We start from the raw sequence: 19587 nt of genomic DNA, 5'->3' as shown, positions 1-19587 counted from the left end.
AGGCCGCTGAAACATAGATCAAGCCGAACGTGGAAATCACCAGAACATCGCCGTGGCGACCAGGACATCGCTATGCCGCGTCTTCTCAATAAGCTAACAAAGCGTGCCAGATGAAATGTGCTGTTCTTGAGGTTTGCAAGGGAGAATCTGCCGTATCTGTCAGGCTGACTTTGTATGAGCGCAAGTTGACCCGATTTCGTCAGAAACCTTGCTGATAGACAGCTCAAGGAGACCATTACCGGTCAGTGCGGTCGCAGGCTCATCGGTGGCGGTGGTGGGCCATATAGATAAGCAGGAAGGGACGTGGTGCTGCATCGTGCAATGCGCCGCCTTTGTAGAGCTGTCACGACGCGTACAGATGTTGCTTTGACCGGTATGTCACACCTATCGCCAATAGAAGCAAGGTTGTCCCCAAACGCATTGAAGTCTTGCCTGGCCCCGCCTCACCTCGCAGCACAATCAGCGGGCGCGAGCTCAGCGAATGCCCCCGTTCTCCTTTCGCCAGTCATGAATACTGCCGCACATTGCGTTGTGCGTGGCTTGCCAGCGCACTATAAAAGCCCGCAAAGGCGTAGAAACAGGGGGTGAGCGCCCGGGTCTGGAGCATCCCGCAAAGTCTGCTGAGCAAGCCCTGCAAAACGGTGGTTTGTACCAAGCAGCCTATACTTTTAACAGTTTATGCATGGTCTCTTGGTGTTGTAATAAATCCGTGATGCAGCGTTGCTCCGATGCTTCCAGAGCGGAGTAACTGCTTGCCCCGTCATGACCTCAACCATCATTAAGGACCGCACTCATGAGCTTTCTTCGACCCAAGTTTATTACCTTTGACTGCTATGGCACGTTGACCAACTTTCAAATGGGAAACATGACGCGCGAACTGTTCGCCGATCGTGTCCCTTTTGAGCAAATGGATCAGTTCGTCAAGGACTTTGCCGCCTATCGTCTGGATCAGGTGATGGGTGACTGGCGGCCATATGATGAGATCATCAAGACCGCTCTGGCGCGCGTCTGCAAACGTTGGGGTGTCGAGTACCGGGGTGAAGGCCAACTCTACTACGACGCCGTACCGACGTGGGGGCCACATGCCGATGTACCGGCCGGCCTTTCGAAGATCGCCGACAAAATCCCCCTGGTGATTTTCTCCAATGCCAGCGACAGCCAGATCATGTCCAACGTCGACAAGCTCGGCGCGCCGTTCCACAAGGTCTTCACCGCCGAACAGGCTCAGGCCTACAAACCGCGTCTGGCGGCGTTCGAGTTCATGCTCGACAACCTCAACTGCGGCCCGGAAGACATCCTGCATGTGTCCTCCAGCTTCCGTTACGACCTGATGCCGGCCCACGACATGAAGATCAAGAACAAGGCCTTCGTTGCTCGTGGTCACGAGCAGCCAGCGAATGCGGTCTATGGCTACCACCAGATCCCGGATATCGGCGCATTGCCCGGGTTGGTCGGTCTCTAAGTCTCAAGGCACTCTTCAAGGCAAAAGGGGTTAGACATGGGCAGTGAGTCCTATTGGCTCGATACCGCACCGCAATTCACCGGTGCACAGCTCGGTGCATTGCCCGGGCAGGTCGATGTGGCCATCGTCGGTGGTGGTCTCACTGGCCTGGCCGCGGCCCGAGCCCTGGCCTTGAAGGGGGCCAGTGTGGTGGTACTGGAAGGCGGGCGAGTGATTGGCGAGGCTTCGGGGCGTAATGGTGGTCACTGCAGCACCGGCGTTGCCCAGGACTACGCGGCACTCAGCGCCAGCCTCGGCGCTGATAAGGCGCGTGCTTATTACCAGGCCTATGAAAGCGCCGTACAGAGCGTCGTTTCATTGGTGGAGCAGGAGCAGATTGCCTGCAATCTCACGCGTAATGGCAAGCTCAAGCTGGCCGCCAAGCCGATGCATTACGAAAGCCTGGCGCGCACTTGCGAGTTGATTCGGCGAGAGGTGGATGCCGATGTCGAATTGCTGTCCGCGCAAGAGGCCCGTGCTGAAGCCAACTCGGTGCAGTTCCATGGAGGCATGCTGCAGCGCAACGGCGTGCAGATGCACGTCGGGCGCTTCGGTGTCGGGCTGGCCGAAGCGGCGGCACGTCATGGCGCATCGATTTTTCAGGGCGTGACAGTGACGGACTGGAAAGCCGGAGCCGGCGGCTATCAGGTCAACACCACCAAGGGCTCGCTACACGCCACGCAGGTTCTGCTGGCCACAGGCACGTGTCAGCAGGGCGGATTGGGCTGGTATCGGCGGCGGATCGTGCCGGTGGGCAGTTTCGTGATCGCCACGCAGGTGCTACCGCAGGCCCTGATCGACAGCTTGCTACCGGCACGGCGCTCCTATGTCACCAGCCGCATGATCGGTAACTACTTCCGCCTGACGCCGGACAACCGCTTGCTGTTTGGCGGTCGTGCCCGGTTTGCCATGTCCGACAGCATTTCCGACGCCAAGAGCGGCAAGGTATTGCAGGCGGCGATGGTCCAGATGTTTCCGCAACTGGCTAGCGTGAAGATCGACTACTGCTGGGGTGGTCTCGTGGATATGACCTCCGATCGGTTACCCCGCGCCGGGCAGCATGGAGGGGTTTATTACTCCATGGGCTACAGCGGTCATGGGGTGCAAATGTCGGTGCACATGGGGCAGGTCATGGCCGAGGTAATGGCTGGCAAGGTCGAGGCCAATCCGTGGCGCGAACTCGATTGGCCGGCGATTCCCGGGCATTTCGGCAAACCCTGGTTCCTGCCTCTGGTGGGAGCGTATTACCGCCTGCAGGACTACCTGCACTGAGTTCATGTGGTTGCTTCTCATTTTTACGTTTCAATCACGCTGCGCTTAATCGCCAGCACTTGAGCCTTATCATTTGCGAAAGGTTGGACTGACATGACTGACGATAAAAAGAATATCGACTCCCAGTTGATCACCGGTGAAGAAAGTCTGCGTGTTTTTGAAGGGCTCAATCGCGGCATGTCACGCCGCAATGCGTTGCAAATGCTGGGGTTGGCAGGGGTGGCCGCAGTGGGGGCTGGCAGTCTGTTCGGCGCCGCTGGCAAACTGTTTGCCGATGATGAAGGTGCAAGCCCTGGCAAAGGCAAGCCCGGCGGTCGTATCCGCGTCGCAGGCTCGTCCAGTTCCACCGCCGACACCCTGGATCCAGCCAAAGGTTCGTCGTCCACCGACTACGTGCGCCATTACATGTTCTACAACGGCCTGACCCGTTTCGACAGCCATATGGTGCCGCAACTGGAGCTGGCCGAGCGTATCGAAACCACTGACGCCACGCTCTGGGTGATCAGCCTGCGCAAGGAAGTGACCTTCCACAACGGCAAGCCCCTGACCGCCGCTGACGTGGTGTTTTCCCTGTTGCGGCACAAGGACCCGATCACCGGCTCCAAGGTCCTGCCGCTGGCGTCGCAGTTCGCCGAGGTCAAGGCCGTCGGCACGCACGAAGTGCAGATACAATTGAGCGGCCCGAATGCTGAATTGCCGTCGGTTCTTGCCATCTCTCACATGTTGATCGTTCCCGAGGGTACGAGCGATTTCAGCCAGGGCATCGGTACCGGCCCGTTCAAGGCCAAGGAGTTCAAGCCAGGGGTGCGTTCGATTGGTGTGCGCAATTCCAATTACTGGAAACCCGGCTTGCCCTATCTGGACGAGATCGAATTTATTGCCATTGCCGACGAGTCGTCACGGGTCAACGCCCTGTTGTCGGGCGACGTACACATCGTCAACGAGGTTAACCCGCGTTCAACGGTTCGCATCAAGGGCAGCACCAGGCATCAGGTAGTGGACTCGCCGTCGGGTAACTACACTGACCTGATCATTCGTCAGGACCAGCTGCCAGGCCAAAGCCCGGAATTCACCCAGGCCATGAAATACTTGCTGGACCGCGAGCAGATCAAGTCGGCGATTTTCCGTGGCTACGCCAGGGTCGGCAACGATCACCCGATCGCACCCGGTGCGCGCTTCTTCAACGCCGACCTGCCACAACGTGCCTACGATCCGGAAAAAGCCAAGTTCCTGCTCAAAAAGGCCGGCATGGAAAGCATTACCATGCCGCTGATGTGCTCGCCGGCTGCGACCGGTTCGGTGGACATCGCCGTGCTGCTGCAGCAGTCAGCCAAACAGGCGGGGCTCAAGCTCGACGTCAACCGCCTGCCGAGCGATGGCTACTGGTCCAACCATTGGGCGAAGCACCCGCTGAGCTTTGGCAACATCAATCCGCGGCCCAATGCCGACATGCTTTTCTCGCAGTTCTTCCAGTCGACAGCACCCTGGAATGAGTCCGGCTGGAAAAACGAACAGTTCGACCAACTGTTGGTACAAGCCCGAGGTGAAACCGACGAGGCCAAGCGCGGCAAGATGTACGCAGATATGCAAACCCTGGTGCATGAGCACAGCGGTATCGGCGTGCCGGTGTTCATCAGCAACATCGATGGCGCCGATCAGCGAGTCAAGGGCTACGGCACCAACCCCCTGGGCGGTTTCATGGGGTACATGTTTGCCGAGCAGGTCTGGCTGGACGCTTGATGAAAGTCGGGTTTTTGCTGCAGCTACATTGCATGAGGATAGGGTGATGAACAGCAACACACTGTGGTTGATCGGCCGGCGCCTGGGCGCGGCGATCGTGACCTTGTTGATTGTGTCCATGGTGGTGTTCGCCATCACGGCGGTGCTGCCGGGGGACGCGGCGCAACAGTCTCTGGGGCAGTTCGCCACGCCGGAACAAGTGGCCGCCTTGCGCCTGAAAATGGGGCTGGATCAGCCCGGTGTGTTGCGTTACCTGCACTGGTTGATGAACCTGCTTAGCGGTGATATGGGGCAGTCGGTGTCCAACGCCATGCCGGTCAGTGACTTGATGGCCGGGCGTCTGCCCAATACCTTGATGCTTGCGGCCGCGACGGCGCTGGTGTCAGTACCGGTGGCGTTGTTTCTGGGCATCGGTTCGGCCATGGGCCGGGGAGGGCGCATCGACAGTTTCCTGAGCTTTTTCACCTTGACCATGGTTGCGGTGCCGGAGTTTCTGGTCGCGACCCTGGCGGTTCTGATTTTCGCGGTGAACCTGGGTTGGTTGTCGGCGCTGTCCTACGCCAGTGACATCACTTCACCCTGGCAATTCATGCGCACTTACGCGTTGCCGGTGATGACGTTGTGCTGCGTCATCGTCGCGCAAATGTCGCGCATGACCCGGGCGGCAGTGATTGATCAGCTCGACAGCGCTTACGTGGAAATGGCCCGGCTCAAAGGTGTGAGCAAGATTCGGATCGTTTTACGCCATGCCTTGCCCAACGCCATCGGACCCATTGCCAATGCCATCGCCCTGAGCCTGTCTTACCTGTTGGGCGGGGTGGTGATCGTTGAAACGATCTTTAACTACCCCGGCATCGCCAGCCTGATGGTCGATGCCGTGACCAACCGCGACATGGCCCTGGTTCAAGCCTGCACCATGTTGTTTTGTACGGCGTATTTGACGTTGGTGCTGATTGCCGACCTGTGCGCGATTCTTTCCAATCCGAGGCTGAGAAATCAATGAACAATCTCATTGTGAAATCGCCGACTACTACCAAATTGGCACTGGGCAAGGTTTCCCACGGATCGTCCTGGGTCGGCCTGATCGGCGCTGCGATATGTGTGATCTGGTTGCTGGTGGCCATCTTCGGCCCATGGCTGGCACCGCATCCGGTCGGGGAAGTGGTCTCTGATAATGTCTTCGACACCCTGAGCGCTACTTACCCGTTCGGCACCGATTACCTGGGCCGCGACATGCTCAGCCGGATCCTCGTCGGCGCACGATTCACCGTCGGCCTGGCCTTGGTGGCGGCGGTGTTGGCCAGCGGTCTGGGGACCAGCTTCGCGTTGCTGTCGGTGGTGTCGCCGAAGTGGCTGGATGAGTTGATCAGTCGCCTGATGGACGCTTTCATTTCAATCCCCAGCAAGATGCTGGCGCTGATCATGGTCTCGGCCTTCGGCTCCTCGGTCACCTTGCTGATCTGCACGGCGGTATTGAGCTTCACCCCGGGCGCATTCCGCATCGCCCGCAGCATGGCGGTGAACATCGAAGCGCTGGAATATGTGCAAGTGGCCCGTACTCGCGGCGAGCGTCGGCTGTACATCGCCTGCGTGGAAATCCTGCCGAACATGCTCAACCCGGTGCTGACGGACCTGGGTTTGCGCTTTGGCTTCATCGTGCTGCTGCTCAGTGGCATGAGTTTCCTCGGGTTGGGTGTGCAACCACCGGATGCCGACCTCGGCTCGCTGGTTCGCGAGAACATCGGCGGTCTCAACCAGGGGGCGCCGGCCATCGTGATTCCGGCGTTGGCCATCGGCACCCTGACCATCGGTGTGAATCTGTTTATCGACCGACTGTCGTCGCGACGTAGTCGACGTTCGGGAGGTCATTGAAATGAGTGCATTAATTAGCGTTCAGGACCTGCGAGTGGTCGCCTGTGGCGAGCTCGGTGATGTGGAAATCGTCAAGGGCGTAAGCTTCTCCCTGCAGAAAGGCGAAGTGCTGGCGTTGATCGGTGAGTCCGGCTCCGGCAAGACCACTATCGCCCTTGCGTTACTCGGTTATGCCCGACGCGGTTGTCGGTTGGCGGGCGGGGTGGTGCAGATCGGCGAACACGACATGCTGGCGTTGAGCGAAGGCGAGCTGCAAGGCTTGCGCGGCAACCGTGTGTCGTACATCGCCCAGAGCGCCGCCGCGGCGTTCAATCCGGCGAAAAAACTTATCGACCAAGTGGTGGAGGGCGCGTTGATTCATGGCCTGGGCAGCAGGACTGTGCTTGAGGCCAAGGCCATCGAGTTGTTCCGCGACCTGGCCCTGCCAGACCCCGATCACATTGGCCAGCGTTACCCTCATCAGGTTTCCGGTGGGCAACTGCAACGTGTGATGGCGGCCATGGCGCTGATCAGCGATCCATTGCTGGTGGTGCTCGACGAACCGACGACGGCGCTTGATGTGACCACCCAGATCGATGTGCTGCGCGCCTTTAAACGGGTGGTCCGTGAACGTGGCGCGACGGCGGTCTACGTCTCCCACGACTTGGCCGTAGTGGCGCAGATGGCCGATCAGATCGTGGTGCTCAATGGTGGCGAGATCTTCGAACAGAGCGCCACGGCACCCTTGCTTAAAGGCCCGGCCCACGAATACACCCGCAGCTTGCTGGCGGCAGCACGGCCGGACACCACCATCCGTCCACCCTGCGGTGTCGCTGAAGACACGCCTTTGCTGACTATCCAGGGACTGACCGCCGGTTACGGCAACAAAAACGCGCATGGCATGCCATCGATCCTGGTATTGGAGGACATTGATCTGACGGTTCGCAGAGGCCAGGCGATTGGCGTCATCGGTGAGTCAGGTTCTGGCAAGTCGACTTTGGCGCGGGTTGTGGCCGGGTTGTTGGCGCCGGCCCTCGGTGGGCTGACCTTCGATGGCCAGCCCCTGGGAGGCAGCCTGTCGTCGCGCACCGACGAGCAGTTCCGACGCATTCAAATGGTCTTTCAGAATGCCGACACCGCACTCAACCCGATGCACAGCGTCAGCACTATTCTGAGTCGCCCGCTGAAGATGTACTTCGGCCTCAAGGGTGCGGCTTTGCGCGAGCGTATCGGTGAGTTGCTGGATCTCGTTCGTTTGCCGCGCACGCTGGCTGAACGTCGTCCGAACGAACTGTCCGGCGGGCAGAAACAACGGGTCAATCTGGCCCGGGCCCTGGCGGCCAAACCGGATCTGATTCTCTGCGACGAGGTGACCTCGGCACTGGATACCGTGGTCGGTGCAGCGATTCTCGAACTGTTGCGCGACCTGCGTCAGCAACTGGGCGTGTCCTATCTGTTCATCAGCCATGACATCTCCACCGTGCGAGCCCTGTGCGACGACATTGTGGTGATGTACAGCGGCCACAAGATTCAGGCCGGTACTCGACAATCGTACGCTGAAGCACCCTTCCATCCCTATACCGACCTGTTGATCCATTCGGTGCCGGAGTTGCGTCAGGGCTGGCTGGAAAGCTGCGGAACAACGACCTGTGGCACGCTGCCGCCTATAGGTGCGAAGGCCAATGTGCCAGGGTTGTGCACCTTCCTCAATCGCTGCCCGGTGCGGGTCGACGGCCTGTGCAATTGCGTTGCGCCGGACCGTCGGATGATCGTTGGCGGCAGTGAAGTCCTTTGCCATCACGACAGTGCCGAGCTGCTGAAAGCTCAGCAGGATTCCAACAGCATGACCGTGGGAGCCTATGCATGAACGGGCGTTTCGTAAGGCTGGCCGAACAGGGCCGGCCCATCATCAAACTTCAGGTAGACGGCAAGCCTATCGAGGCGCTGCAGGGCGATACGCTGATGGTCGCGTTGCTGACTCAGGGTTCGGCCTTGCGCCAATCGGAGTTCGATTCGGGCCGCCGCGCCGGTTTCTGCCTGATGGGAGCCTGCCAGGACTGTTGGGTCTGGACCCGCAGCGGCGAGCGTCTACGCGCCTGTTCCAATGAGGTCCGTGAAGGCCTGGATATTGTCACCACACAACCGGAGGCGATATGGCCACTGCGCGGCTGAGCACTCATCGAGTCGTTATCGTCGGCGCCGGGCCGGCCGGTACACGTTGTGCCGAAACCCTGGTCGCCGCTGGATTAAAGCCCATCCTGATCGACGAGAATCGCCGGGATGGCGGGCAGATCTACCGTCGCCAGCCCGAAGGTTTTACCCGGGATTACGCCACGCTGTATGGTACCGAAGCCGCCAAGGCCAACGACCTGCACCAGAGCTTCGATCGTTTGCGCGGGCAGATCGACTATCGCCCGGACACGCTGGTGTGGAACCTGACACCGGGGCAATTGTGCTGTGTCAGCCAGGGCAAGCACTCGACAGTGGATTACGACGCGCTGATCCTCTGCACCGGTGCCACCGACCGCTTGATGCCGATCGAAGGCTGGCAGTTGGCGGGCACGTATAGTCTCGGCGGTGCGCAGATCGCCCTGAAATCTCAGGCTGTGTCCATCGGCCACCGCGTGGTGTTCATGGGCAGCGGGCCTTTGCTGTATCTGGTTGCCAGTCAGTATGTGAAGGCGGGAGCGAAGGTCGCGGCAGTGCTCGACACTTCGCCTCTGAGCAAACGCATCCTTGCCATGCCGAAACTGCTGGCGCGCCCGGGGTTGCTGTTCACCGGGATGAAGTTATTGGCGCAGTTGTATCGCGCGAAGATCCCGGTGCATCTGGGCATTTCGCCGCTTCAAGTGCAGGGCGATGCGGCCAGCGGTGTCAGTGGCGTACGCGTGCGCACGGCACGTGGTGAGACCTTGACGGTGGATTGCGATGCCGTCGCGCTGGGTTATCACCTGCGCCCGGAAACTCAATTGGCCGACCTGGCCGGTTGCCGTATGCGCTTCGATGAAGCGTCGAGCCAATGGTGGTTGGCTACGGATGAAGACGGCCGGAGCTCGGTCAGCGGTGTGTATGCCGCCGGTGACGGTTCGAAGATTCGCGGCGCCGATGCGGCCGAACACGCCGGGAGACTGGTGGCCATGGCGCTGCTGGAGGATCAGCAGCAACCGATGAACGTCGGGTTGCGCGACGAACAACGGCACGTGCTGGCGGTAATGGATCAGTTTCGTCTCGGACTGGCCCAGGCGTTTCCGTGGCCTTCTGCCCAGGCCAAAGCGCTGCCGGATGAGGCGATCGTCTGCCGCTGCGAAATGATCACGGCCGGCGAGTTGCGTCGGACCGTCAGTGAGAAGGGGGCCTGTGAAGTCAACCGGGCCAAGGCCTTCAGTCGGGTCGGTATGGGCCGCTGCCAGGGGCGTTATTGCTCGCAGGCCGGGGCAGAGGTGATTGCCGCTGCCGCGGGCGTCAGCGTGCAACAGGTCGGCCGACAACGGGGGCAGGCGCCGGTCAAACCCCTTTCGATACTCACCGAGGAGGTGTCGCCATGACGGTACAGAAAGCCGATGTCGTGATTGTCGGCGGCGGCCTGATGGGCTCGGCGGCGGCGTTTTTCCTGCGCCTGCGCGGGCAGTCGGTGATCTTGCTGGAGCGCGACCAGATCGGTCAGTACGCCAGCGGCGTGAATTTCGGCAACGTGCGACGCCAAGGGCGTTATCTCGGGCAGCTGGAACTGGCCAATCGTTCCTGGGCGTTATGGAAGCGTCTGCCGGAGCTGATCGACGATGACCTGGAATTCATCGCCAGTGGGCATATGCGGGTGTGTTACCGCGAAGACGAGATCGCCGAACTGCAAGCCTACGCAGACGCCCCTGAGGCAGAGCAGCTGGAGCTGAAGATCTTTAGTGGCGACGAATTACATAAGCGCTTTCCGTTTCTCGGCCCGGATGTGAAAGGCGGCTCTTATGCCCCCCACGATGGGCATGCCAACCCGCGTCTGGCGGCCCCGGCATTTGCCCGCGCGGCACGACGCCTCGGTGCGCAGATCGAAGAGCGCACTGAAGTGTCCGAGGTGCAAAAGGTCGGCGGTGAGTTCCACATCAGCACCACCGACGGTCGTCAGTTCTGCGCCGCTCAGCTGTTGATCACCGCTGGCGCCTGGGGCCAAAAACTCTCGGCGCAATTCGGCGAACCGGTGCCGCTGGAGACCCATGGTCCGCAAATGGCCGTGACCGAGCCAGTGCCTTACGCCTTGCCGACAGTCATCGGTGTCTATACCAGGATTCCCGAGGAAGTGATTTATTTCCGTCAAATACCCCGTGGAAACATCATCATCGGTGGCGGCTATCGCAGCGAACCGGACATGCTCAACCGCCGGGCCTATGTCGAGCCTCGCAGCATTCTCAATCAGTTCGATCAGATGCGTCGCCTGCTGCCGGGTGTCGGCAACCTGAACATCATTCGGGTCTGGAGTGGTATCGAAGGTTACCTGCCTGATTCCCTGCCGGTGATGGGGCCAAGCGGCACCGTTGATGGTTTGTTCTATGCGTTCGGTTTCAGCGGTCATGGCTTCCAGCTTGGGCCGGGGGTGGGCGATGTGATGGCGGAACTGATCAGCACCGGCAGCACCAGCACTTCGATTTCGCCGTTCTCCATCAACCGGTTCGCCTCCTCAGTCGAGCAACGGAGCAAGGTCTCATGAAACCCCGCGTGCTGGACATTCTCAAACGTCTGATGGCCTACGACACCGTCTCTTCGGAGTCGAACATGGCCTTGATCGAATACGTGCGCGATCTGCTGCTGACCAAGGGCATCGAGTCGCTGATCGTCAAGGACTCCACTGGCAAAAAAGCCAACCTCTTCGCCAGTACCGGGCCGCGGGAAGTGCCGGGGATTCTGCTGTCCGGTCATACCGACGTGGTGCCGGCAGCGGGGCAGGCCTGGACCTTTCCAGCGTTTCAGGCAACGGTGCAGGACGGACGGATTTACGGGCGTGGCAGTTGCGATATGAAGGGCTTTATCGCGTTGGCCATCGACTCCATGCTCGACGCCGCCGACCATTCATTGAGTCGGCCATTGCAACTGGCGCTGTCCCATGACGAAGAAATCGGCTGCGTGGGTGTTCGACGCTTACTGGACGTTTTGCACCTGGCACCGGTGCGGCCGTTTCTGTGCGTGATCGGTGAGCCGACCAATATGCAGTTTGTGCTCGGGCACAAGGGCAAGGGTTCTTACCGCACTTACTGTCGCGGTCTGGAGGCACATTCCTCCCTGGCACCGCGCTCGGTCAATGCGATTCATGTGGCCTGCGATTTCATTGCTGCGCTGCGTCAAAGCCAACATCAGCTACAAGAGCAGGGCGCTCAGGATACCGATTACGACGTGCCTTACAGCACTGTGCATGTCGGGCAGATTATCGGCGGCAAGGCGCTGAACATCGTGCCGAACTTGTGCACCCTGGATTTTGAAGTGCGTAACTTGCCGGCGGACGACCTGGATCAGTTCCTGGAACAGATGCGCGAGCGTGCCGAAGTGATCGTGCGCGAAGCCAAAAAGCTGTCCAGTGTGGCGGATATCGAGATCGAAACCCTGAACGTCTATCCGGGTCTTGATACCCACCCGAGTGTCGAAGCGGTGCGCTTCCTGAAAAACTTCGCCGCCCCGGACATTGGCACTGCCAAAGTTTCATTCGGCACTGAGGGCGGGCTGTTCAAACAACGCCTGGATGTGCCGGTGGTGGTCTGTGGCCCGGGCTCGATAGAACAGGCGCACAAGCCTGACGAGTTCATCGAGATCAGCCAGATGGAAGCCGGCGAACACTTCCTGCAAGGGTTGTTGGGCTCGATGCGGCTTTAGTGTCCCGCTTGCTGACACCGAACATTGATCGGTGTACATATCCGTTTCTGTGGTCACGGCTACTATTGGTTTTGCTTTTACAGCGAGTCACTTGGAAAAACGGAACGCCGCCCGGCCTGTAGGAGCAGCCGGTCGACGCTCGATTGCTCGCGATGGAGGTCAACGATGACGCGGGGAGCCTGACACCCCGCGGTGCTCTCAGGTTTTTCGCGAGCAAGCTCGCTCCTACAGGGCCCGCCGCGATCGGCCATTCATGGCCGTGCGCGGCTAACCCGGCATCCATGCCGGGTTGCCCACTGCGCAGAACCTCCACTCGGCCTCTCGATATAGGTGCATCAAGATCAACAGCTGCAGGCGAGCTAACGCTCGGCCTGATGAGTGGTGAAAAGCAGAGCGGATGGGCGCTGATTTTTTTGTGGGAGCTGGCTTGTCGGGTCGCCGCATCGCTGCGATGGCGGCCTGTCAGCCGATCAATCTTCTCCGGATGTACCCAGTCCAACTGTGGGGGCCTGCTCGCGAAGCTGTTGATCTTGGCCTGCAAACTGAATGACATCGTCAAGCACTACATCGTCTGACCGCGACAATATCCATCACCCCACCAACAGTAGAGCCTGCCGTCGCATGCCGATTTTCAGCATTCGACGACTGCCGGGGCGGCGCTTTCAGCATCCTCGTCCGGGACGACACAATAGACTGAAGGCTGTCTCGGAACAGGACTCGACCATGCTCAACAATCGCCTGAAAGACCCCAGCCTGCTGGTAGAACTCGCTTACATCGACGGTCAGTGGATCAGCGCCGACAACGACGCCACCCTTGACGTCATCGACCCGGCCAGCGGCCAGTTGCTCGCCCGCGTACCCGCGATGCACGGCAGCGAAACCCGACGCGCCATCGAAGCTGCCGAACGCGCCTGGCCGGCCTGGCGCGCACGCCCGGCGGCAGAACGGGCGGCGCTGCTGGAGCGCTGGTATCAGGCGATGATCGACAACCTGGACGATCTCGCGTTGATCATGACCTGCGAGCAAGGCAAGCCGCTGAATGAAGCCAAGGGCGAGGTCCGCTATGGCGCCAGTTTCGTCAAATGGTTCGCCGAGGAAGCCCGCCGGGTTTACGGCGAAACCATACCGGCACCCAGTGGTGACCGCCGCTTGCTCACGCTCAAGCAGCCGGTGGGGGTTTGTGCCGCGATCACCCCGTGGAACTTCCCCAACGCGATGATCACCCGCAAATGCGCACCCGCTTTGGCGGCCGGCTGCCCGGTCATCGTCAAACCCTCGGATCTGACTCCACTGTCCGCCCTGGCTCTGGCGGTGCTCGCCGAACGCGTCGGCATTCCGGCCGGGGTGTTCAACGTAGTGACCGGTATGCCCTCCGGCATCGGCGAAGAGCTGACCGGCAACCCGACGGTGCGCAAGATCTCCTTCACCGGTTCCACTGCTGTCGGTCGGCTGCTGATGCGCCAGAGCGCCGAACACATCAAGCGCTTGAGCCTGGAACTGGGCGGTAACGCGCCGTTCATTGTGTTCGACGACGCTGATCTGGAGCAGGCAGTGGCCGGCATCATGCTCAGCAAGTTCCGCAACGCTGGCCAGACCTGCGTTTGCGCCAACCGGATTCTGGTGCAGGACGGAATCTACGAGCGCTTCGCCCAGCGCCTGGTGGAGGAGGTGGGCAAGCTCAAGGTCGGCAATGGCCTGGACGCCGACGTGACCATTGGCCCATTGATCAATGCGGCCGCGGTGAACAAGGTCGCTCGGCATATCGACGATGCTTTGAGTCAGGGAGCCCGTCTGCTTTGTGGCGGTATCCCTGAGGGCGACAGCCAGTTCGTCCAGCCGACGGTACTCGGTGAGGCCCATGCCGGGATGTTGCTGGCCAACGAAGAAACCTTCGGCCCAGTTGCACCGCTGATGCGCTTTACCAGTGAAGAAGAAGCGCTGGCCCTGGCCAATGCCACGCCTTATGGCTTGGGCGCCTATTTCTTCACCCAGGATTTGCGCCGTTCATGGCGGTTCGGCGAGGCGCTGGAGTTCGGCATGATCGGTCTCAACACCGGGCTCATTTCCATGGAAGTCGCCCCATTCGGCGGTATCAAACAATCGGGTCTTGGCCGTGAAGGCAGCAAGTACGGCCTGGATGAATACCTTGAAGTCAAAGCCTTCCACATTGGCGGGCTGTGATCCGGTCACCGTTTGAACAGGACATTGAGGAGCCACGATTGATGAGCAAACTATTCAGAATCGCCGCGATTGCCGGCGATGGTATCGGCAAGGAAGTACTGCCGGAAGGACTGCGGGTACTGGAACAGGCGGCGAAGAAATGGCAGCTGGATTTGAGCATCGAAGTGCTCGACTGGGCGCACTGCGATTACTACCTGGAACACGGGCAGATGATGCCCGCCGACTGGTTCGAACAACTCAAGGGCTTCGACGCGATTTACTTTGGCGCCGTGGGCTGGCCGGACAAAGTGCCGGATCACATTTCCCTGTGGGGTTCGCTGCTGAAGTTTCGCCGTGACTTCGACCAATACGTGAATATCCGCCCGGTGCGGCTGTTTCCCGGCGTGCCGTGTCCGCTGGCCGGACGTGAAGCGGGGGACATCGATTTCGTGGTGATCCGAGAAAACACCGAGGGCGAGTATTCGTCGGTCGGCGGCAAGATGTTCGAAGGCACCGAGCATGAGTTCGTGCTGCAGGAGTCGGTGTTCACCCGGCGCGGCGTGGACCGGATTCTCAAGTTCGCCTTCGATCTGGCCCAGACCCGGCCGCGAAAACGTCTGACGGCGGCGACCAAGTCCAACGGCATTTCCATCAGCATGCCCTACTGGGACGAGCGCACGGCGCTAATGGCGCAGCAGTACCCGCAGGTCAGCTGGGACAAGCAACACATAGACATTCTCTGTGCGCGTTTTGTGCTGCAACCTGATCGTTTCGATGTGGTCGTGGCGTCCAATTTGTTCGGCGACATTCTGTCTGACCTGGGACCTGCCTGCGCCGGTACCATCGGCATCGCCCCCTCGGCCAACCTCGATCCGGAGCGACGCTTCCCCTCGCTGTTCGAACCGGTCCACGGCTCAGCACCGGATATCTACGGGCAGAACATCGCCAACCCGATTGCGATGATCTGGTCCGGTGCCTTGATGCTGGATTTCCTGGGCAATGGCGATGAGCGCTACCGGGCGGCCCATGACGGTATTCTCAAGGCCATCGAGCAGGTTATCTCCGAGGGGCCGATCACCCCCGATCTGGGAGGGCAGGGCTCGACCCAGGATGTCGGTATGGCAATCGCCGCGGCGCTTTGAGCTGAGGAAACACCCGGTCGGCTTCACCGCTCTACTCATTCTTGTGTGTCACCCTTTTAGCCCGTTCACACTGCGGGCTTTTTTTTGGTTCATCACGGATTACCGGGAAAGATGCTCTCGATCTACGCAACTATCGACCCGGTGCACGGCCCTGGATGGACTAATTGCGGACTATATTGAGGGGGAGGGTTGTCGTCTTTGTGCGCGCAGAATTGGCGCGAATACGATCGGTCGCACATATCCCGTTCGGCCAAAAGCGGTCTACGTACTGGCGCGAACAGAGGGTTCGTGCATGGCCTGCTCTACCACCAGCGGCGGCGGACTCACGGCCGCGTTGTTCAGGTTCAATAGGGGGCGCTGCTCAGGATAGGCTGCGCACACGCGCTCCCAGAATGCTTCCCCAGCGACAGACTTGTCTGACATCAGCTGCACTTCCATTCCCGCTTCTCACCTCTGTTTGAATGGTGACTGGGGCTTGGGCACTCGCCACGCCCACGAGCTTCAATGGCGCGATCAGTGATCTCTTCAGAGCTGCCTGGTCCATCAATAGCCGTTCGTTAAAGCCGATATAAATTAGGGTTTTACCGAGTCTTCGAGCGTGCGCGCCTGAGCGTCAATGGGCGGGTCGCTGGGCGGTTCAGTGACTGGCTTATCGTCGCCCATGGATTTGCGGAACCCCCTGATCGTATCGCCGAGATCCGCCCCCAAGCCTTTCAGGCGCCTGGTTCCGAACAGCGTGACCACGATCAACAGGATGATCAGGAGTTTTCCGGTACTGAAGCCACCCAATCCCATTGTCTGTACTCCGCAAGTTATCGATCGGTTTTGTGGTGGGGCCGGCGAAGGAGAAATCCATCTGCCGGCGCTAACGCGGTTCGAGTTACTTGACGACGTAGAACTTGCGTACATAGACGCTGCTGTTCCAGGCGCATGGGGCGCCTCGGGGCACGAACACTGTATCGCCAGTGTTGACCGTCAAATGGGTCCCGTCCGCTACCTGGAGAGTGACGCTACCTTCGAGCAGGTGCATCAGTTCATGCAGCATGTGCGGCCTCGCCTTGCGGGTATAGGGTGTCGAGTCCCAGACGCCGATGCGCAGGTTGGTCGGTTCTTCCACAAATAAATTGTGCGAGCGACATTGCGGTGCGGGGCTTAGCAGAATTTCTGCATCCGGTGCTGCCGAGGGAGAGAGCAGGGTTAGTTGGGGGAGAGGCGTTAACCCGGGATTGCATGCCTCAACGAGCTGGGTATCCGCGCAGAATGCCCAGAGAGAGTCGGGTTGCGCATCGACTTGAAGACACGTACCCCGGGCAATCACTGCACTATCACCGGGATTTAGTTGGAGCGTGCCATCCTGACTCTGCAGGGTGACTTGTCCCGCGTGTACCACAATCATTTCGCTGTAGGGATATTCATTGACGCTGAATTGTCCGCTCGCCTGGACCACGCCAGCAGCAATGTCATCCGTCCCGACATATGCAATATGCCTGTCGAAAGGATCGTTGGCCCCTAACGAACCGGGGGTGAATTTTGTTGAAACGGGACTGCCGTCGGCGTGTGCCAACAGCACTGCAGCTGACTCTTGCATGAAGGAGTTTCTCCAGGAATATGTGTCGTGTGGCGTTGGATGGATCTGTGGGGTTTGTCAGCCGATGGCCTGAGTCACCAGCGCAAACTGGCGCACTCCGCCGAAAGCCTGCGGTGGGGTACCACGAGCCATTTGCGCAACGGTGTCGACCTGCTTCAGCCCGGCTTCCTCCAGCCAAGGGGCCAGTCCGCTATCGGACGGTATATCCATGCGCACGAATGCGTCCGGCACTTGGGCCAACAACACCGCGATCAAGTGCTTGGCTTGCTCTGGATTTTCCGCGATGACCGGGCCGATGCAGCGACCACGGCCGAATGGGCGCAGCATGGCGAAGGCGCGTAGTTGACCATCGCGCTCGATACCGACCGAGTGTTCGACAGTATCGAACAGATCGTTGAGCACGGAGTGTCTGTTCAGGCCGCTGCCGGCGTTGGCCAGTTCGATTTGATCGCTTCGATCGGCTTCGGTCAGCGGGCGGCAGCGCTCACCGGCTGGCAGATCATTGGGTACTGGAGGCAGCACATGCCCCTGATGTTGTTGAATATGTCCAAAGTCAATGAATCCCTGACTGGCATAAAGTGGGGCACCGGCCAGCGTCGCATTGAGCATGGCGGTACGTGATCCGCAAGCCTCAAGTGCCAGTTCCATCAGCTTGCGACCTATACCCTGGCCCTGGTACTCATCACTGACGATCACCAGGCCGATAGTGGCGTAATCTCCCTGCGCACAGGTGAACGCAGTACCGATCAGATGACCTCCATCTTCTACGACAAAACCCTGCGCGATGCGCTGCAACATGGCCCATTCCTCCAGGCGGTGGGGCCATTTCAACTGTACGGACAAGGCGTGGGCCAGCGGCACATCGGCCGGGGTCATGGGGCGATAGGTATACGCAGGGCGTTGCGAGTTGGACATGACAGATCTCCGTAGACAGGGAGCGTGACCGGTCGGATTTCTCCGCTGAAAGTGTTGGTATCTCACCTGCTGTGAGGCCTGACAAGAGGCGGTCATTGATTCGGCAGATTCTGTAGGCGACAGCGCTGCAGGCCACAGTTGCTGCTCAAATGAGAGGCAAGATCGGCAGCAAATACCGGGTCGGTTTTCAGGCTGCAGGGCAAAGCCAAAGGCGCTGCTGATGGGTACATTGCTTAAAAAAAGCGTGGGCACGCTCCCTTGCAGGAGCTGCGATGCGGCGATCCGACTTGTCGGGTCGCCGCATCGCAGCGATGGTCGATAGCGATAACGCTTGTGAACCGGATAAACGCGGCGTACTTGAGTCCATCGCCAGCAAGCTGGCTCCTACAGTTTCCCTGGATTGCGTGAAGAACCTAAAAAATCTGGCGCCAGTTGGTTGTTACTGGTGAGTTGACAGCCGTTGCTCAGTAACTTCGCTCGCGGTCAACCTGGCCAAGCATTGACTCACCGCGTTGATGCCGGCGGATATTCTCCAGCAACACGCTAAACGCACTTTCCGGTTGGGTCATCGCAGCGATATGCGGTGTCAGCAATATCTGCGGATGGTGCCAGAAGGGATGGTCCGGCGCTGCCGGCTCCTGTTCCAGTACGTCGAGCACCGCCGCGCTGAGCTGGCCGCTGGCCAAAGCCTCCAGCAGATCCTCTTCTATCAGGTGCCCACCCCGGCCCATGTTGACCAAGGCAGCACCTTTGGGCAGGTGCTGGAACAACTGTCGGTTGAGAATCCCTTTAGTCTGCTCGGTCAATGGCAGGACACAAAGCACTATGTCGCACTGGCTGAGGAACGCTGGAAGTTGCTCGGCACCCGCAAAGCAGTCCACCCCGGCAATGTGGTGCTCGCTGCGTGCCCAGCCCGATAAGTCGAACCCAAAGGTCTGCAAGGTGGCCAGAATCTGTTGAGCCTGCGTGCCGAGCCCCATCACACCTACCCGACGTTTGGCAGCAGGTTGCAGCAGGTGAGCCTGCCAGCACCGCGCCATTTGTTGCTGGCGATAACGGAGCATATCCCGGTGCAGGCTGAGCACCGCAAAACTGGCGTACTCGCACATGCCCCGGGTGATGCTCGGGTCGAGTAAACGTACCACCGGCAGGGTCGTTGGCAGACGGTCAAGGTCAAGTTGGTCGACCCCGGCAGACAAGGCGAACAGTACCTGCAGGTTTGGCAACAATGTTTCGAGATCGTCCGGCGCCTGCCAGGCTGCCAGGTAGCGAATATCCTTCGGATCGCCGACGTCCGGCCAGGCACGCCATTCGATATCTGGAGCGTGCTCAGCGAATAGGCGCTTCCATTGTTCGCCGCGCACCGGGTCAGCTTTATAGAGCAGGGCCATGGGTAACTTCTCGCTTCAGATTGGGAGTATCCAGCATGCCCGAGTGGCAGAGCAGGATATGTCGAAAGAATCTGCGTAAACGCATAACGTTGCGTTGTATGGGGCGCATGTCGGCAGATTCCATGGGCGCTGGCCACAGCTGAAGGATTCTGCTGTTTACCGGGGTGAAAACAGTCG

16 protein-coding genes are annotated in these 19587 nt (G+C 59.8%); 12 read left to right on the top strand and 4 right to left on the bottom strand.

Annotated features, from left to right (window positions below):
• Positions 1-793: 793 nt before the first annotated feature.
• From C8K63_RS26475 to C8K63_RS26415, 12 genes are all read left to right on the top strand, one after another.
• Entirely contained in the window at positions 794-1462 is a 669-nt protein-coding gene (locus tag C8K63_RS26475) for a haloacid dehalogenase type II (protein WP_108219366.1), read from the top strand.
• A gap of 36 nt (positions 1463-1498) precedes the next feature.
• The gene (locus tag C8K63_RS26470; RefSeq protein ID WP_108219365.1) at positions 1499-2773 is read left to right on the top strand and encodes an FAD-binding oxidoreductase; all 1275 of its coding nucleotides are present in this window, start codon (positions 1499-1501) and stop codon (positions 2771-2773) included.
• 93 nt (positions 2774-2866) lie between these two features.
• The gene (locus C8K63_RS26465) at positions 2867-4513 is read left to right on the top strand and encodes an ABC transporter substrate-binding protein (protein WP_108219364.1); all 1647 of its coding nucleotides are present in this window, start codon (positions 2867-2869) and stop codon (positions 4511-4513) included.
• Positions 4514-4559: 46 nt separating this feature from the next.
• Positions 4560-5516, top strand: a complete 957-nt coding sequence (locus C8K63_RS26460; RefSeq protein WP_108219363.1) for an ABC transporter permease — start codon at positions 4560-4562, stop codon at positions 5514-5516.
• The gene (locus C8K63_RS26455; RefSeq protein WP_108219362.1) at positions 5513-6385 is read left to right on the top strand and encodes an ABC transporter permease; all 873 of its coding nucleotides are present in this window, start codon (positions 5513-5515) and stop codon (positions 6383-6385) included. The genes C8K63_RS26460 and C8K63_RS26455 overlap by 4 nt, the downstream gene beginning before the upstream one ends.
• Position 6386: 1 nt before the next feature.
• Entirely contained in the window at positions 6387-8231 is a 1845-nt protein-coding gene (locus C8K63_RS26450; RefSeq protein WP_108219361.1) for an ABC transporter ATP-binding protein, read from the top strand.
• Positions 8228-8536, top strand: coding sequence for a (2Fe-2S)-binding protein (locus C8K63_RS26445; RefSeq protein WP_052964739.1), 309 nt, complete (start codon positions 8228-8230; stop codon positions 8534-8536). Before C8K63_RS26450 ends, C8K63_RS26445 begins: the two co-directional genes overlap by 4 nt.
• Positions 8518-9909 (top strand): NAD(P)/FAD-dependent oxidoreductase, encoded by a 1392-nt coding sequence (locus tag C8K63_RS26440; protein ID WP_108219360.1) that lies wholly within the window; start codon positions 8518-8520, stop codon positions 9907-9909. Before C8K63_RS26445 ends, C8K63_RS26440 begins: the two co-directional genes overlap by 19 nt.
• Complete coding sequence (locus tag C8K63_RS26435; protein WP_108219359.1) at positions 9906-11060, top strand: FAD-binding oxidoreductase; 1155 nt, start codon at positions 9906-9908, stop codon at positions 11058-11060. Before C8K63_RS26440 ends, C8K63_RS26435 begins: the two co-directional genes overlap by 4 nt.
• Complete coding sequence (gene argE, locus C8K63_RS26430) at positions 11057-12214, top strand: acetylornithine deacetylase (RefSeq protein ID WP_108219358.1); 1158 nt, start codon at positions 11057-11059, stop codon at positions 12212-12214. The genes C8K63_RS26435 and argE overlap by 4 nt, the downstream gene beginning before the upstream one ends.
• 723 nt (positions 12215-12937) lie before the next feature.
• Positions 12938-14395: an NAD-dependent succinate-semialdehyde dehydrogenase gene (locus tag C8K63_RS26420; protein WP_108219356.1), complete on the top strand. Its 1458-nt coding sequence runs from the start codon at positions 12938-12940 to the stop codon at positions 14393-14395.
• Positions 14396-14436: 41 nt separating this feature from the next.
• Entirely contained in the window at positions 14437-15516 is a 1080-nt protein-coding gene (locus tag C8K63_RS26415; RefSeq protein WP_108219355.1) for a tartrate dehydrogenase, read from the top strand.
• A gap of 573 nt (positions 15517-16089) precedes the next feature.
• On the opposite strand, the gene C8K63_RS26405 is transcribed toward C8K63_RS26415, so the two are convergent.
• The 4 genes from C8K63_RS26405 to C8K63_RS26390 all read right to left on the bottom strand — a co-directional run bounded on the left by C8K63_RS26405 (position 16090) and on the right by C8K63_RS26390 (position 19410).
• Complete coding sequence (locus tag C8K63_RS26405; protein WP_108219354.1) at positions 16090-16311, bottom strand: twin-arginine translocase TatA/TatE family subunit; 222 nt, start codon at positions 16309-16311, stop codon at positions 16090-16092.
• 85 nt (positions 16312-16396) lie between these two features.
• Positions 16397-17104 carry a cupin domain-containing protein gene (locus C8K63_RS26400; protein WP_108219353.1) on the bottom strand — a complete coding sequence of 236 codons (708 nt, stop codon included), beginning with the start codon at positions 17102-17104 and terminating at the stop codon, positions 16397-16399.
• Positions 17105-17161: 57 nt separating this feature from the next.
• Positions 17162-18019: a GNAT family N-acetyltransferase gene (locus C8K63_RS26395; RefSeq protein WP_108219352.1), complete on the bottom strand. Its 858-nt coding sequence runs from the start codon at positions 18017-18019 to the stop codon at positions 17162-17164.
• A 464-nt stretch (positions 18020-18483) separates the two neighbouring features.
• The gene (locus tag C8K63_RS26390; protein WP_108219351.1) at positions 18484-19410 is read right to left on the bottom strand and encodes a glyoxylate/hydroxypyruvate reductase A; all 927 of its coding nucleotides are present in this window, start codon (positions 19408-19410) and stop codon (positions 18484-18486) included.
• Positions 19411-19587: the final 177 nt, after the last annotated feature.

The sequence above is a fragment of the Pseudomonas sp. GV085 genome, assembly GCF_003050925.1.
GTDB lineage: Bacteria > Pseudomonadota > Gammaproteobacteria > Pseudomonadales > Pseudomonadaceae > Aquipseudomonas.
Note: the sequence above shows the minus strand (reverse complement) of the source record. Positions and strands in the feature narration are given on the sequence as shown.

Bases quoted from the DNA above. Each gene is read 5' to 3' on its own strand.
- C8K63_RS26455 (WP_108219362.1), top strand. From the start codon at position 5,513: ATGAACAATCTCATTGTGAAATCGCCGACTACTACCAAATTGGCACTG.
- C8K63_RS26405 (WP_108219354.1), bottom strand. From the start codon at position 16,311: ATGGGATTGGGTGGCTTCAGTACCGGAAAACTCCTGATCATCCTGTTG.
- C8K63_RS26420 (WP_108219356.1), top strand. From the start codon at position 12,938: ATGCTCAACAATCGCCTGAAAGACCCCAGCCTGCTGGTAGAACTCGCT.
- C8K63_RS26445 (WP_052964739.1), top strand. From the start codon at position 8,228: ATGAACGGGCGTTTCGTAAGGCTGGCCGAACAGGGCCGGCCCATCATC.
- C8K63_RS26460 (WP_108219363.1), top strand. From the start codon at position 4,560: ATGAACAGCAACACACTGTGGTTGATCGGCCGGCGCCTGGGCGCGGCG.
- C8K63_RS26400 (WP_108219353.1), bottom strand. From the start codon at position 17,104: ATGCAAGAGTCAGCTGCAGTGCTGTTGGCACACGCCGACGGCAGTCCC.
- C8K63_RS26395 (WP_108219352.1), bottom strand. From the start codon at position 18,019: ATGTCCAACTCGCAACGCCCTGCGTATACCTATCGCCCCATGACCCCG.
- C8K63_RS26470 (WP_108219365.1), top strand. From the start codon at position 1,499: ATGGGCAGTGAGTCCTATTGGCTCGATACCGCACCGCAATTCACCGGT.
- C8K63_RS26475 (WP_108219366.1), top strand. From the start codon at position 794: ATGAGCTTTCTTCGACCCAAGTTTATTACCTTTGACTGCTATGGCACG.
- C8K63_RS26415 (WP_108219355.1), top strand. From the start codon at position 14,437: ATGAGCAAACTATTCAGAATCGCCGCGATTGCCGGCGATGGTATCGGC.
- C8K63_RS26440 (WP_108219360.1), top strand. From the start codon at position 8,518: ATGGCCACTGCGCGGCTGAGCACTCATCGAGTCGTTATCGTCGGCGCC.
- C8K63_RS26465 (WP_108219364.1), top strand. From the start codon at position 2,867: ATGACTGACGATAAAAAGAATATCGACTCCCAGTTGATCACCGGTGAA.
- argE (WP_108219358.1), top strand. From the start codon at position 11,057: ATGAAACCCCGCGTGCTGGACATTCTCAAACGTCTGATGGCCTACGAC.
- C8K63_RS26390 (WP_108219351.1), bottom strand. From the start codon at position 19,410: ATGGCCCTGCTCTATAAAGCTGACCCGGTGCGCGGCGAACAATGGAAG.
- C8K63_RS26450 (WP_108219361.1), top strand. From the start codon at position 6,387: ATGAGTGCATTAATTAGCGTTCAGGACCTGCGAGTGGTCGCCTGTGGC.
- C8K63_RS26435 (WP_108219359.1), top strand. From the start codon at position 9,906: ATGACGGTACAGAAAGCCGATGTCGTGATTGTCGGCGGCGGCCTGATG.